Below are 13,892 nucleotides of genomic sequence, written 5' to 3'. Positions count from 1 at the left end.
GGTCAGAGGGGCGCCGCCTGCCAGCGCAGCAGATGCGCGCGGAGGCGGCGGAAGAGGTGATTGATGACGAAGCCCAGCAGCGCGGTGGCGATGATCGCGACCAGGATGATGTCGAGCCGCTGCTGCATCTGCGCGAGCTGCATCGTCACCCCCAGCCCGCCGCCGGTGCCGAGCAGCAGCTCGCTCGCGATCGAAGCGATCCAGGAGAAGGCGAGCGCCTGGGTGAGTCCGGTCAGGATCAGCGGCATCGCCGCAGGCAGCAGGATCAGCCGGAAACGCTGCACGGGCGTGAAGCCATAGACCTGCCCGACGTCGAGATAGCGCCGCTCGACATTGGCGACGCCCTCATAGCTGTTCAGCATCGACGGGAAGAAGGCCGACATGCTGACCACGATCAGTTCGGTTCCCCGACCCGTGCCGAACCACAGGCCGAGCAGCGGCAGCCAGCCGATCAGCGGCACCTGCCGGACCGCATGCAGCAGCGGGCCGAGCACGCGGTCGAGCGGGCGCCAGACCGCCATCGCGACGCCGATGGCGATGCCGAGCGTGCCCCCGATCGCCAACCCGGTCAGGCTGCGCGACAATGTCGCGAACATGTCGAGGAACAGCGAGCCGTTTCCGGCGAGCTCGACGAAGGCGGATCCGATCGAGCCCAGCGGCGCGAAGGCGAGCGCGCGGGCGTCGCCGGAGGTCGCCTGCCATTGCCACCAGGCGAGGATCAGCGCCGGCGCTGCCAGCCCGATCGCGACCCGCGCCCAGCGGCGGGACAGCAGGGCGCTCATGCCGTCCTCCACCGCGTCGCGCGGCGCTCGATCGCCTTGGCGCCGCGATCGAGCGCGAAGCCGATCAGCCCGCTCACCACCACGCCCGCCAGCACCACGTCGATGCGGAAGAGCTGGCGGCCCATCTCCATCATCTGCCCGATCCCGCTGTCGGCCGCGAGCAGCTCGGCGGCGACGAGCACCACCCAGGCGCGGGTCAGCGCCACGCGCAGCCCGGTCAGCACGGCGGGCACGGTCGCAGGGATCAGGATGCGGCGGATGAGGTCGGGCAGCTGAAGGCGATAGACCCGCGCCACCTCGAACCAGGCCCGGGGCACGCCGCGCACGCCGTCGAAGGTCGCGAGCGCCACCGGGAAGAACGCGGCGAGCGCGACCACCGCCACCTTGAAGGGCTCGTCGATGCCGAGGAAGATCACCAGCATCGGCACGAAGGCGATCACCGGCACCTGCCACAGCGCCAGGAACAGCGGCGCCAGCGCGGCCTCGGCCAGCGGCGACAAGGCGATGCCCGCCCCGAAGGCGAGGCCGGCGGACGCGCCGATCGCGAAGCCCAGCGCCAGCCGGAACATGCTCTCACCGATGTGGCGCTGCAACTCGCCGGTCTCGGCGAGCGAGGCGAGCGCGCGCGCCACCTCGCTCGGCGGCACCAGCACCTGCGCCGGGAACACGCCGCTGAGGCAGGCAAGCTGCCACAGCGCGAGCAGGACCAGCGGCGCGATCAACGCGGAGCGCGCCGTCACGAGTCCGTCCTTGCCGCCACCGCCGACGCGGCCGGCGCGTTCCAGAAGCCTTCGAGCTTCAGATTGTGCAGCGATCGGGTGACGAACCGGTCGTCGAGCAGCCGGTCGGCGTCGATCTTGCTGCGCACCAGCCCGCGGTCATAGGCGTAGGCTGCGGCAGCGCGGTAATGCTCCGCGACCTCGGGCCGGAACAGCGGGGAGAAGCGATCCCGCCACGGGATGCCGGACTCCGCATAGTCCCTGGCGATGACGTCCTCGGGCACCGATCCGCGTGCGGCATCGCGGATCACCTCGGCACGGTTCTCCTCGCGCGCGGACCAGGCGGCGGCGCGGACATAGGCATCGACCACCAGCTGCGTGAGCTGCGGATTGTCGTCGACGAAATCGCCGCGCCCGAACAGCTCGGCGCGCATCTTCCAGTCCGCCGGCGCCTGCTTGGTCGACCAGATCACATGGCCGATCCCCTTCTGCTCGAGCAGCAGCCCGTCGAACAGCAGGAAGGCCGCGTCGACGTTGCCGGAGGCGAGCGCCGCAGGCGTGGCGGCGGGGTTGATGTTGACGATGGTGAAATCGCTGAGCTTCAGCCCGTTGGCGTCGAGCAGCTTGGAGAAGGGCAGCTCCCACGGCCGCCCGCGGTGGAGCGCGATGCGCTTGCCCTTGAGGTCGGCGATGCTCTTCGCCGCGAGGCCGTTGCGGACGACCAGGTAGGAGTTCTGTCCGCTCCCGATCGGCGCGACCAGCTTGAGCGGTACGCCCCCCGACACCGCGATGATCGCCGGGAAGTCTCCGTATCCCGCGAAATCGATCCGCTTGCCGGAGAAACCCTCGTTGATCAGCGGCCCGCCGACCGCGGTCGGCACCGGCGTGAAGGCGAGCTCGACGCCGCGCTTCGCCAGCTCCGACTTGAGCCAGCCCTGCTCGATGACCACGCCGGTCAGTCCGTTGTAGACCTGCCGTCCTTCGTAGGGATAGGCGATACCGGCGATGGTCACGGTCTTGGGCGGATCGCTGGCCCGGTCCCGGCCAAGGAACTGAAACGCGACCGCAGCGGCGACCAGGGCGAGGACGACCGCACCGATCCACAGGCTGCGCGATTTCGGATTTGCCACGTCGTGAGGCTCCTTTCCGCCGGCACGATGCACTTCACGTGCCAAGCGCGGGCCCCAGAGCGGGAAGCCGGAACCAGGCGTTGGGGGGCCGTTTCACTGCGCAATTCGAAGCAGCGCGCCGCATGGAACTGCGCGAAATGCAGCGGTCCGGTCGACAGGGGTATGAGCCGATCAGCCTCCGACGACTTGGCACGTCCTTTGCTCAATCCTTTGCTGGCGCCTAGCCTCGCCAATGAAAGGGAGACGGATCGGATGTCCGGATGCGCCGCCGCACTGGATGAGGACACGCCCGACTGCATCTGGATCACGCGATGTCCCGTCCCAGCGGCATCGGGCGTCGCCTGGTCGCTCGGCTGGATGACCGAGGAGTTCGGACGCGACGGCATCGCGGTCAAGCGCGTCCGCGAGGGCGGGCTCAACCTCGTCGCGCCCGATCCGGAGCGCCAGGCCCGCTATCTCTTCCGCGAAGGCGGCAACATCCAGGCGCTCGCCGCGCGGGCGCTGGGCGCGCCGACGCGCGTGATCGGCCTCACCTGGATCGACGAGCGCCAGGCGATCATGGTCCGCCCCGACACGCGGATCATGGCGCCGGCGGACCTCAAGGGGCTACGCTTCGCCCTCCCAGGCTTCGCGCGCACGCGCGGAGAGAGCATCGCGCGGGGTATGTCGCTCCACGGCATCCGCAGCGCGCTGGTGCTGGGCGGGCTCGATCTCGAGGATGTGGAACTGGTCGACGTCCCGGCCCCGCCGGTGGAACAGCCGAGCGCACAGGGCATGCGGCGCCTGTGGCTCGGCCTAGAGTGGCTTGCCGCCGGCCGAGTCGACGCGGTCTATGTGAAGGGCGCCGCCGCGGCGGAGAACGCCGCCCGGCTCGGTCTGTCGATCGGCATCGACCTCGACGCCTATCCGAGCCGGCTCGCGCGCGTGAACAACGGCACGCCGCGCCCGATCACCGTGCACGAACATATGATCGAGCATCACTTCGACCTCGTCGTCCGCTTCCTCGAGCAGACCCTCCGCGCCGCCGACTGGGCCTCGACCAACCTGGCGCGGCTGAAGCACATCCTGGCGCAGGAGACGCTCGCCGGCAGCGTCGGCGTCGACGCCGCCTATCGCAATGACTTCCATCGCTCGCTCCATCCCGATCTTTCGGCCGACCGGATCGGGATGCTCGGCACGCAAGCCAACTTCCTGTGGTTGCACGGTTTTCTGGAGGAGCCGGTGGACATCGCCCGCTGGGTCGATCCGCGTCCGCTGCAGGCCGCGATGCGCCGGCGCGCCGCCCTCGGCACGGACTCGCCGACGATGGTTGAAAGCTGAGCTAGGTCCCGCCCTTTATTTCCTACTTATTCACTAGGGATTATACTGCTATCCTTCCGGGCAGATCGGGAGGAACCCATGGTCGCAATTCCACAGGCCGATCTCGCAGAGCGAACCAATGTCGGTGCCGGTGCCTCACCGCGCCTTGGCGGACACCCGGTCCTGTCCTTCGATTCGGGCAAGCATCATTCGGTGGGCGTGCGCGCCCGTGCGTTCGTCTTCTCCGATCCGCAGTCGCGCGCGCTGGTTCCGCTGATCGAGAAGACCGCGCCGAGCGAAGCGAACATCCTGGTGATCGGCGAAACCGGGACCGGCAAGGAACTGGTCGCGCGCTACGTCCATGCGCTGAGCGATCGTGCGCAGGGGCCGTTCATCGCGGTCAACTGCGGCGCCTTCTCCGAGACGCTGATCGAGGGCGAGCTGTTCGGCTATGAGAAGGGCGCCTACACCGGCGCCCATATCGCGCGGCCGGGCTGGTTCGAGGCGGCGAACGGCGGCACCCTGTTCCTCGACGAGATCGGCGACCTGCCGCTGTCGCTCCAGGTCAAGCTGCTGCGCGTCCTCCAGGAGCGCGAGGTCGTCCGGCTCGGATCGCGCACGCCGATCCCGCTCGACGTGCGGGTGATCGCCGCGACCAATGTCGACCTCCACCAGTCGGTGGCTGCCGGGGCCTTCCGCGCCGATCTCTTCTACCGCCTCCAGGTGGTGACGGTGCCGCTGCTGCCGCTCCGTCGGCGGCGTGCGGACATCCTGCCGCTCGCCCGGCATTTCCTCCAAATCTACGGCGACAGGATCCAGCCGAACCGGCTCGACCTCAGCCCCAGCGCGGAAGAGGCGCTCTACCGCTACGACTGGCCGGGCAACATCCGGGAGCTGGAGAACGCCATCCATCGCGCCGCGCTGGTATGCCAGGACGGCCTGATCCAGGTCGAGGACCTCGGGTTGCTGCCCGCGGGCGATACGCTCGCGCTCATCGGATATGAAGAGCCGGGCGATAGCGCCGCACCGGCGAACCTCGAGGAGATCGTGCGGCCGATGATCGCGAAGCTGCTCGACGGCGGCCATGACGCGCTGCTGGACCGGCTGATCAGCGCGGTGGTGACCCAGACGTTCGAGCAGCACGGCTCCAACCAGATCAAGACCGCCGCCGCGCTGGGCGTGACGCGCAACGTGGTGCGGACCTATCTCAAGAACTTCGGGCTGATCTGACGGGCGACGCGAGGGCGCTTCGGTGAAAACTCACCACGCTCGCTGCTGAATATCGCGCACCGTCCCGCCGCCCCTGCGTCCAGACCGACGCAATTCCGGGCGGATCGCGCTTGGCACGTCCCTTGCTCCTTCTTCCGGCAGGAACCGCCGAAGGAGACTGGCGATGGCAACGGTGTTGGAACAGGCAGTGGACAGCACGCCTGCGGAGCTCTGGTTCACGCGCTGCCCGGTGCCCACCGCGACCGGCATCGCCTACAAGCTCGGCTGGCTCGCCGAGGACTTCGCCGCCGACGGCATCGCGATCCGCACGTTGCAGGAATCGGGCTCCGAGCTTGCCCGGCACCATTATGACCACCGCCTGCCGACGCTGATCCGCGAAGGCGGCAACATGCTGGCGATCGCCGCCCGCGCGCAGGGCGAACCGACCAAGCTGGTCGGCCTCACCTGGATCGAGGAGAGCCAGCTCATCCTCACCCGGTCCGACACCGGCATCCGCAACGCCGCGGACCTCGCCGGCCGTCGCCTCGCCCTTCCCGGCTGGACGAGGAACGACATCCCCAGCCACGTCCGCGGCACCAGCATCGCACGCGGCATGTCGCTCGCCGGCTACAAGGGCGCGCTCGCCTCGGCCGGCCTGACCCTCGACGACGTCGTGCTGGTGGAGGTCGAGGACCATCTCCGCAACATCGGCGGCAGCGGGCGCGACCTCGCGCCGCGCCGGTCCGGCGTGGGGCGGCTGTGGCCGATCCAGGCACTGGTCGACGGCGATGTCGATGCGATCTACGTCAAGGGCGCAGCGGCGCTCGACCAGGCGCGCGAGGCGGGACTGGTCGTCGCGATCGATCTCGATGCCCTCCCCGACCGGCGCTTCCGCGTGAACAACGGCACGCCGCGGCCGATCACCGTCCACCAGTCGCTGCTCGACGATCATTTCGACCTGCTGGCGCGCTTCCTCGCGGTGACGCTGCGCGCCGCCGACTGGGTCGCCGATCAGCCGGACAGGCTGCGCACGATCCTGGAGTTCGAGACCGAGGGCAGCGCCGCCGCGGTCGTCCAGGCCTATGGCCGCCTGCACGAAGGGCTGCACCCGACGCTCGATCCCGAACGGGTCGCGCTGTTCGACCAGCAGAAGAAATTCCTGTTCACCCACGGCTTCCTCGACGCGGATTTCAGCCTGTCCGACTGGATCGACCCGCGCCCGCTCGAAGCCGCCCGCGCGCTCAACGACCGCGCCGCCATCCGCGCCCACCAACCTGCCTGAGGAGGATCGTCATGTCCGTACAGTCCAGCCTGTCGCCCGAAGCCATCGCCTTCGTCACCAAGACCGAGCAGGAGGCCCGCCGCGCCTTCCGCCTGCTGCGCGAGACGCGCACCGTCTCGGCGAGCGGCACCCTGTTCTTCGCCGTCCGCATTCCCGGCGAGGACAAGATCGTCACGCTCAACTACCTCGGCCTGTGGGAGGACGATCCCGATCAGCCGCAGACGGCGGTGATCGATTTCGACGGCAACAGCCTGTGGAGCAACAAGCCCGGCGGCGCCGCGCGCTACCTCAAGCTGTTCAAGACCCACGCCGACGTCCAGGCGATCAGCCACGTCCACACGCCGCATCTCGGCGCCTATTCGCAGGCGCATCAGGCGCTGCCGCTGCTCTATGTCCCCAACCGCCGCTTCCGCTTCACCGCCGAGCTGCCGGTCTACATCAACCGGCGCCAGGCCGAGGTCGACTTCATCCTCGACTCGATCGAGCAGGACCATGAGGTGCCCGGCATCGTCGAGGCGAACGGCGGCGCCACCATCTGGAGCTGGAAGGGGCTGCGCGACCTCGTCAATACCATCGTGCTGCTTGAGGAAGGCGCGCAGTTCCAGATCCTGGGCGCGGCGCTGGGCGGCTCCAAGCCGTTCGGCCCGGGCGTGCTCGAGCAGCAGTGGAAGATGGGCAAGCTGGTACCCCAGGACGCTCATGTCGACGACGACGGCACGATCCACTACGCCGACGCGGCGGCGGAAGCGGCGGAGTAACGCCGATGACGGCCAGGAAGCGGCAGCTCGCCCTCGGCGTGTTCCTCACCCGCCATGGGCATCACCCCGGCGCATGGCGCCAGCCCGGCTCGGCGGAGAGCGGGCGGCCCGATTTCCGTTACTGGGCCGGACTGGCGAAGACCGCCGAGCGCGGCAAGTTCGACACTGCCTTCTTCGCCGATTTCGTCGGGATCGCCGGCGACAGCACCAAGGGGATCGAGCGGCGCCACGCCTTCCTCGATTTCGAGCCGCTGACGCTCACCGCCGCGCTCGCCGCCGTCACCAGCCGGATCGGGCTGGTGGCGACGGTGAACACCAATTTCGATCATCCCTATGCACTCGCCCGGCGTTTCGCCGCGATCGACCATATCAGCGGCGGGCGGGTCGGCTGGAACATCGTCTCGTCGCTGGCCGACGGCGCCGCGCAGAGCTTCGGCGTCGAACAGCCGCTGAGCCATGCCGAACGCTACGAGCGCGCGTCCGAGTTCGTCGACGTCGCCCGCGCACTCTGGGACAGCTGGGAGGACGACGCGTTCGACCACGCCGACCGCGACAGCGGCCTCTATCTCGATCCGAACGACGTCCATCCGGTGCGCCACCAGGGCAGATACTTCCAGCTCAGCACCGTGCTCGACGCTGCGCGCCCGATCCAGGGCCATCCCGTCTTCGCCCAAGCCGGCAATTCGGAGGTGGGCCGCGAGTTTGCCGCCAAATATGCCGAGATGATCTATGCCGCCGCGCAGTTCATCGAGGAGGCGCAGCGCTTCTATGCCGATGTGAAGGGTCGCATGGCCAGGCACGGCCGCGATCCCGACACACTCAAGGTGATGCCGGGCCTGTCCTTCGCGATCGGCAGCAGCCGGCAGGAAGCGCAGGACAAGTTCGCCGCGCTCGAGGCCGCCGTCGATTTCTCCGGGGAGCTCAACCTGATGGGTCAGGATGTGAGCGGCTATCCGCTCGACGGCCCGCTGCCCGATCTGCCCGAGCCGGAGAACGGCAAGGGCCGTTGGCGCCAGCTCACCGAGCTCGCCCGGCGCGAGAATCTCACGATCCGCCAGCTCTTCCTGCGCTTCAACGCCGTCAGGGGGCATCGCGTGGTGATCGGCACGCCGGCCGACATCGCCGACCAGATCCAGGACTGGTTCGAGCGCGGCGCCGCCGACGGCTTCAACCTCATCCCGCCGCTGCTGCCGAGCTCGCTCGACGAATTCGTCGACCTGGTGGTGCCCGAACTGCAGCGCCGCGGCCTGTTCCGCACCGAATATGAGGGAACCACGCTGCGCGAGCACCTGAACCTCCCGCGTCCGCGGATCGCCTCCGCCGCGCCGAGCGAAGCGCCGGCGCCGCCTGCCCTCGCCGCTGTCTCCTGATTGAGGATCTGCCCATGACCGACACGCTCGACACGCTCTGGTACACGCGCTGCCCGGTTCCGACCGGGCTCGGCATCGCCATTCAGCACGGCTGGCTGGAGGAAGCCTTTCGGGCACGGGGCACGAAGCTGTCCTCGCTGCTCGAATCCAACGACTTCGCGACGCGCGAATCGCATTTCAGCCACACGGTGCGCAATTCGGTACGGCACGGCGGCAACATCCCGGCGATCAGCGCCAAGGCGCGCGGGCGCGACACGCGGGTGATCGGCCTTTCCTGGGCCGACGAGACGCAGCTGATCCTCGCCAGCCCGGAGTCGGGTATCCGAAGCGTGAAGGACCTCAAGGGCCGCCGCTTCGGCCTGCCCAACTGGAAGCAGGTCGAGATCGACTTCACCCGCGCCCAGGCGATCCGCGGGCTGGAGAACGCACTGAGCCTCGAAGGGCTGAAGGTCTCGGACGTCGAGCTGGTCGATCAGGACATCGACAGCCACTACAGCGACGAGCAGGCGGTGAATGTCGGCGGCACGCTCGCACGCCGCGTGGGCAGCCGGGCACGGGCGAACAACCTGGAGCTGATCGCGCTGCTGCGCGGCGAGGTCGACGCGATTTTCCTCAAGGGCGTGCACGGCGCGCAGGCGGCGAACCAGTTCGGCCTGACCACGGTAATCGACACCGGCGCCCATCCCGAGCCGCTGATCCGCTCGAACAACGGCACGCCGCGCACGCTCGCGGTCGACGGCCATCTGCTCGACAATCACTTCGACGCGGCGGTCACCATCCTCGACCAGGTGCTGCGCGCCGAGGCCTGGGCGCAGGATCATCCGTCCGAAGTGCGCCGCTATCTCGCGCGCGAGACCAATTCGAGCGAATATTGGGTGTCGGTCGCCTATGGCGAGGACGCGCAGAAGCGCCTCAAGACCGATCTGGCGGGACAATCGATCGCAGCGATCCAGGATTTCACGGATTTCCTGCACCGCTGGAACTTCATTCCGCAGAGTTTCGACGTCCGCGGCTGGGTCGATCCCCGGCCGCTGGAGACGCTCAGGTCCGCTCATATCGCAGCCTGACGCCGTGATCCCGGCACCGGTAGCTTGAGCAACCGGAAACATATGGCTGGCTGTTGCCGGTGAAATTAGAACCGGGGAAACGCCGGGATCTGTTCGACCATCACGCTGAGCAAGCCATAGATGCTTCCGACGACGAGCAACGCGCCGACGAGAGACATCATCGTCTTGGGAGCAAGCCGCTTGACGAGGAACGCGGCGACCGGCGCCGCCACCGCGCCGCCAACTGCAAGCCCGACGGCAAGCGGAGCAATCGTCTCGAGCCCCAGCGTGCCGACAAGCGCGCTGAACACGGTGACCGTCACGAAGAACTCGGCCGCGCTCACCGTCCCGATCACCGTCCGGGGGTTTGCGCCCTGGGCCATCAATGTCCCGGTCGCGATCGGGCCCCAACCGCCGCCGGACGTGTCGATCAGGGCGGCGACAAACCCCAGCGGCGCCACCAGCCGCTGGCGGCGATAGGCCTGCGGCCGGCGCGCCCCGCGCCACAGCAGGTAGATGCCGAGTGCGGCGAGATAGGCCAGCACCACCGGACCAACGATCTCGGCGTGGACGCGCAGCAGCAACCATGCGCCGAAGAACGCCCCAAGGATTCCGGGAACGACCAGCCGGGCGAACAGCGACCAGTCGACATTGCGCTGCAGCGCATGACTCAGGCCGGAAAGGCCGCTGGTGAAGCTTTCGGCGGTACGGACCGTCGCCGATGCCGCAGCCGGAGGTATCCCCAGCACGACAAGAAGCGCGTTTGACAATAGGCCGAAGCCCATGCCGAACGCGCCGTCGACAAGTTGCGCGCAGAAACCGATGACCACGAAGGGCGCCAGCTCCGCCCACGGAATCGCTGCCCAGTCCATCAGCGCGAACGGCTCGATGGCCGCCTGGCCGCAGCGATGCGGCGGGCGCGCCCCGATGGCGCTGTGAGCAGGAACACGACCGGGAACAGTATGGCGAGGATGGACAGGGTGCCGCTCAGCCAGACCCCCGCGCCCGAAAGCCAAGGCAGGGCGGCCGCCCATATCGAGACCGCGAGCGTGACGATCAGCGTGCGCTCCTGTTCGGCTTCGTCGAGACGAATCTGCGGGGTCGCCGCGGCATTGTCATAGAGCGCACGGAGGCTGGAGCCGGTCGCGCCCTGCCGGTCGACCACGCCGTCAGGCAACGACGCATGGGCAAGCACGGACATACCGCCCCCGATCAGACGCACGCCGACTGCCTTGGCGAAGCCCGCATAGCTCGTGCTGCGGTCGCTGATCTCGCGAAGGCCGGTGCGCCCGCCGAATATGAGATCGACGACCGCGTCACCCTCCGAATGGACGGGAACGGCCGGCGCCGGCGCATGGGTCGAGACGATCCAGTCGAGGATCGCCGACGGCACATCGAGGCCGGTCGCACGCTCCAGCCCCTGAAAGCCGGGCGCGGAATTGGCTTCGCAGATGCGATAACCATGTTCGTCGAACAGAATGTCGATGCCCGTGACGTCGAGGCCCAGCGTCTCGGCCGCCCGGACGGCCAGCTCGGCCATGTCGCGGGGCGGATTGTAGCCGATGCCGACGCCGCCCAGTGACACATTCGATTTGAAGCCGCCCGTCAGCGACCGGCGCTCCATCGCGGCGACGACCCGCCCGCCGACCACCAGGACGCGGACGTCGCGGCCGTGGCTGGCGCGGATATAGTGCTGAAGGATGAACCCGGCCTGCGCACCCGCGCTTTCGAGCAGGCCGGCAAGGTCCTCGAACTGACTGCGGTCCTCGCACTTGAGCACGCCGGCGCCGCGCGTGCCCTTCAATGTCTTCACGATCACGGGGAAGCCGAGCTCGCGCTCGATGAGATCGGGGTCGAGCGGGAATTTGGCCAGGATCGTTCGCGGGACCGGCAGCCCGGCACGCGCCAGCGTCTGCAGCGTGTGGAGCTTGTCCGCGACCAGCTCGATCGTCGCGGGCCCGTTGATCAGCCGGATGCCGCGCCGTTCAAGGTGCCGGAGCAGCGCCAGCGTGGCATAGTCGGTTTCCGCGCCTGTCCGGCACAGGACGAAGTCGGGTCGCTCGACGGCCCTGTTCTCATATGTCGCGGTCCAATCGTCACCGGCACCGACGATCAGATCGAAATTCTGCGGCTTGAATACCTCAAGTTCGACGCCGGCGAGTGCGGCCGCCTCCTGAAAGCGAAAGACCTCCGGCACTTCGGGCAGCGACGGATCGAGATTTTGATGGAAGAGTACCCAACCTCGCAAACCCGATCCTCCTCAACGCAATCCTCGATGGGCGAGACCACCGGGGATATATGACGGCATGCTGGGTCATGCTCCCTCGACCTCATTCCATTGAACTCTTTAAGGTCTCGGGGCATCTGCTTTGGAGTATTGAGTTGTGGCAACGGCAGCTAATGGGCGCAAAAGGTCTTCGAGTCCCGCCGTCCGCACCATTGCCGGCGCGATCGCGCTGGCGCTGACGCTCACGGCCTGCGGATCGCGGCGAAGCGACGATCAGCCGGTCGAGGTGAGCGTGATCGGCGGCCCCGCCGCGCTCGGCGATCCCAGCCGGGAGTCGCTGAGCCCCGCCAGCCGGCTGCTGCTCGATGCGACCGCCGAGGGTCTGGTCCGCTTCGACGCCGCAGGCGGCATCGAGCCGGGGCTCGCCGAGCGCTGGATCGTGATCGACGACGGCAAGAGCGTGATCTTCCGCCTGCGCGACGCCGAATGGCCCGATGGGGAGACCATCACCGCCGACGACGTCGTGACGATCCTGCGCCGCGCGATCGCGCGCGGCAGCCGCAATCCCCTCCTCCCCTATCTCAGCGCGATCGACGAGATCGTCGCGATGACGCCGCAGGTGATCGAGGTCCGGCTGTCGCGGCCGCGGCCGGACATCCTCAAGCTCTTCGCGCAGCCGGAGCTCGCGATCCTCGCCCGCCGGGGCGGCAGCGGGCCGTTCCGCATCGAGCGCGACCGAGGGCCGGGCATCCTGCTCCGCCCCGCATTCGATCCGGTGCGCAGCCCCGACGACGAACCCGAGGAGCCCAAGCCGGAGGAGTTCGTGCGGCTGCGCGGCGAGCGGGCGGCGCTGGCGATCGCGCGGTTCGCGGGCAAGCAGATCGATCTGGTCGAAGGCGGCACCATCGCCGACTGGCCGATCCTGGCCCAGGCGCCGATCGAGCCGATCAACCTGCGCGTCGACGCCCCGAACGGCCTGTTCGGGCTGGCGGTGGCGAACCGCAACGGCTTCCTCGCCGATCCGCTGGGTCGGGGTGCGCTGGCGATGGCGATCGACCGGGCGGCGGTGACGGCCGCGTTCCGGGAGAATTGGCCGGCGGCCGAGACGGTGCTGCCGGCCCAGCTCGATTCGGCCGCACCGCCCACGGTGCCCGGCTGGGCGAGCGTGGCGCCTCAGGACCGGCTGGCGACGGCTCAGGCGCGGGTGGCGCTCTACAAGCAGGTGCACGGGCCGGTCATGCTCCGCATCGCGCTTCCGGCCGGGTCCGGCGGCACTTTGCTCTACGGGAGGCTGGCGGCGTCGCTGGGACAGATCGGCATCGGCGCCGTGCGGGTCGGGATGCGCGATGCGGCGGACCTGCGGCTCGTCGACGCGGTCGCGCCCTACGACAGCGCGCGCTGGTATCTGCGCACCGCCTGCCAGCCGTGCGGCGGGGACGCGGCGAGGCTGATCGAGGCCGCGCGCGACGCGCCGACGCTGCGCGCGCGGGCCGATCGGCTGGCGGAGGCCGATGCGGCGCTTGCCGCCGATGTCGCCTTCATTCCGCTCGCCCAGCCGCTGCGTTGGTCGCTGGTCGCGGAGCGGCTGCGCGCCTGGACGCCCAATGCCCGCGCCTTCCATCCATTGAACCATCTGCGCGGCGTTCCCAACTGATTGCGATGGCCAAGCCGACTCGCATGACACCGACCTTCCCGCTCGGCACCGATCCCGCATCGGTGCGCCAGCGCGTGGAGGCGCTGGAGAAGCTGCTCGAACGCAGCATACGGATTCCGGGACTCAAGACTGCGTTCGGGCTCGACGTGATCCTGGACCTGCTGCCGTTCGGCGGCACCACCATTGCCGCGGCGATGGGTGCCTATATGGTGTGGGAGGCGCGCAACCTCGGCATGTCCAAGGGGCAGATCGCGCGCATGGCGGGGAACATCGGCTTCGACTGGGCGCTCGGGATGATCCCGTGGGTGGGCGCGATTCCCGACTTCTTCTTCCGTTCGAACACGCGCAACCTCAGGATCATCCGCAAGCACCTCGACCGGCATTACCCGTCGAGCGTGGTGATCGAGGGCTGACCG

Annotated in this window: 13 protein-coding genes; 8 read left to right on the top strand and 5 right to left on the bottom strand. The window is 68.8% G+C overall.

The window, feature by feature from the left end:
• Window positions 1-2: 2 nt before the first annotated feature.
• From LZK98_RS06620 to LZK98_RS06610, 3 genes are read right to left on the bottom strand one after another with little or no spacing between them, the layout of a single operon-like run.
• Entirely contained in the window at window positions 3-782 is a 780-nt protein-coding gene (locus LZK98_RS06620) for an ABC transporter permease (RefSeq protein WP_233785611.1), read from the bottom strand.
• Window positions 779-1,522: an ABC transporter permease gene (locus tag LZK98_RS06615; RefSeq protein ID WP_233785610.1), complete on the bottom strand. Its 744-nt coding sequence runs from the start codon at window positions 1,520-1,522 to the stop codon at window positions 779-781. The genes LZK98_RS06620 and LZK98_RS06615 overlap by 4 nt, the downstream gene beginning before the upstream one ends.
• Window positions 1,519-2,631 carry an ABC transporter substrate-binding protein gene (locus tag LZK98_RS06610; protein ID WP_233785609.1) on the bottom strand — a complete coding sequence of 371 codons (1,113 nt, stop codon included), beginning with the start codon at window positions 2,629-2,631 and terminating at the stop codon, window positions 1,519-1,521. Before LZK98_RS06610 ends, LZK98_RS06615 begins: the two co-directional genes overlap by 4 nt.
• 252 nt (window positions 2,632-2,883) lie before the next feature.
• On the opposite strand from LZK98_RS06610, the gene LZK98_RS06605 reads away from it, so the two are divergent.
• From LZK98_RS06605 to LZK98_RS06580, 6 genes are all read left to right on the top strand, one after another.
• Window positions 2,884-3,951: an ABC transporter substrate-binding protein gene (locus tag LZK98_RS06605; protein WP_233785608.1), complete on the top strand. Its 1,068-nt coding sequence runs from the start codon at window positions 2,884-2,886 to the stop codon at window positions 3,949-3,951.
• 78 nt (window positions 3,952-4,029) lie between these two features.
• Window positions 4,030-5,160, top strand: coding sequence for a sigma-54 interaction domain-containing protein (locus LZK98_RS06600; RefSeq protein ID WP_233785607.1), 1,131 nt, complete (start codon window positions 4,030-4,032; stop codon window positions 5,158-5,160).
• A 163-nt stretch (window positions 5,161-5,323) separates the two neighbouring features.
• Window positions 5,324-6,421, top strand: coding sequence for an ABC transporter substrate-binding protein (locus tag LZK98_RS06595; protein WP_233785606.1), 1,098 nt, complete (start codon window positions 5,324-5,326; stop codon window positions 6,419-6,421).
• An 11-nt stretch (window positions 6,422-6,432) separates the two neighbouring features.
• The gene (locus LZK98_RS06590; protein WP_233785605.1) at window positions 6,433-7,179 is read left to right on the top strand and encodes a class II aldolase/adducin family protein; all 747 of its coding nucleotides are present in this window, start codon (window positions 6,433-6,435) and stop codon (window positions 7,177-7,179) included.
• A 5-nt stretch (window positions 7,180-7,184) separates the two neighbouring features.
• Window positions 7,185-8,549: an LLM class flavin-dependent oxidoreductase gene (locus LZK98_RS06585; protein WP_233785604.1), complete on the top strand. Its 1,365-nt coding sequence runs from the start codon at window positions 7,185-7,187 to the stop codon at window positions 8,547-8,549.
• A 14-nt stretch (window positions 8,550-8,563) separates the two neighbouring features.
• Window positions 8,564-9,616 carry an ABC transporter substrate-binding protein gene (locus LZK98_RS06580; protein WP_233785603.1) on the top strand — a complete coding sequence of 351 codons (1,053 nt, stop codon included), beginning with the start codon at window positions 8,564-8,566 and terminating at the stop codon, window positions 9,614-9,616.
• Between the two features lie 65 nt (window positions 9,617-9,681).
• Here LZK98_RS06580 and LZK98_RS06575 read toward each other — a convergent pair whose 3' ends face one another.
• Entirely contained in the window at window positions 9,682-10,467 is a 786-nt protein-coding gene (locus LZK98_RS06575) for a sulfite exporter TauE/SafE family protein (RefSeq protein ID WP_233785602.1), read from the bottom strand.
• Window positions 10,467-11,843, bottom strand: coding sequence for an ATP-grasp domain-containing protein (locus tag LZK98_RS06570; protein ID WP_233785601.1), 1,377 nt, complete (start codon window positions 11,841-11,843; stop codon window positions 10,467-10,469). Before LZK98_RS06570 ends, LZK98_RS06575 begins: the two co-directional genes overlap by 1 nt.
• A 136-nt stretch (window positions 11,844-11,979) precedes the next feature.
• On the opposite strand from LZK98_RS06570, the gene LZK98_RS06565 reads away from it, so the two are divergent.
• Both LZK98_RS06565 and LZK98_RS06560 read left to right on the top strand, forming a co-directional pair.
• On the top strand, window positions 11,980-13,476 hold the full coding sequence (locus LZK98_RS06565; protein WP_233785600.1) for an ABC transporter substrate-binding protein: 1,497 nt from the start codon (window positions 11,980-11,982) through the stop codon (window positions 13,474-13,476).
• A gap of 23 nt (window positions 13,477-13,499) precedes the next feature.
• Window positions 13,500-13,889, top strand: coding sequence for a DUF4112 domain-containing protein (locus LZK98_RS06560; protein ID WP_233785599.1), 390 nt, complete (start codon window positions 13,500-13,502; stop codon window positions 13,887-13,889).
• The last annotated feature ends 3 nt before the right edge of the window (window positions 13,890-13,892 follow it).

This window comes from Sphingomonas cannabina, assembly GCF_021391395.1.
Lineage (GTDB): Bacteria > Pseudomonadota > Alphaproteobacteria > Sphingomonadales > Sphingomonadaceae > Sphingomonas > Sphingomonas cannabina.
Note: the sequence above shows the minus strand (reverse complement) of the source record. Positions and strands in the feature narration are given on the sequence as shown.

Coding starts and splice junctions, on each gene's coding strand:
- LZK98_RS06620 (WP_233785611.1), bottom strand. CDS start 782: ATGAGCGCCCTGCTGTCCCGCCGCTGGGCGCGGGTCGCGATCGGGCTG.
- LZK98_RS06605 (WP_233785608.1), top strand. CDS start 2,884: ATGTCCGGATGCGCCGCCGCACTGGATGAGGACACGCCCGACTGCATC.
- LZK98_RS06600 (WP_233785607.1), top strand. CDS start 4,030: ATGGTCGCAATTCCACAGGCCGATCTCGCAGAGCGAACCAATGTCGGT.
- LZK98_RS06595 (WP_233785606.1), top strand. CDS start 5,324: ATGGCAACGGTGTTGGAACAGGCAGTGGACAGCACGCCTGCGGAGCTC.
- LZK98_RS06590 (WP_233785605.1), top strand. CDS start 6,433: ATGTCCGTACAGTCCAGCCTGTCGCCCGAAGCCATCGCCTTCGTCACC.
- LZK98_RS06585 (WP_233785604.1), top strand. CDS start 7,185: ATGACGGCCAGGAAGCGGCAGCTCGCCCTCGGCGTGTTCCTCACCCGC.
- LZK98_RS06580 (WP_233785603.1), top strand. CDS start 8,564: ATGACCGACACGCTCGACACGCTCTGGTACACGCGCTGCCCGGTTCCG.
- LZK98_RS06575 (WP_233785602.1), bottom strand. CDS start 10,467: ATGGACTGGGCAGCGATTCCGTGGGCGGAGCTGGCGCCCTTCGTGGTC.
- LZK98_RS06560 (WP_233785599.1), top strand. CDS start 13,500: ATGACACCGACCTTCCCGCTCGGCACCGATCCCGCATCGGTGCGCCAG.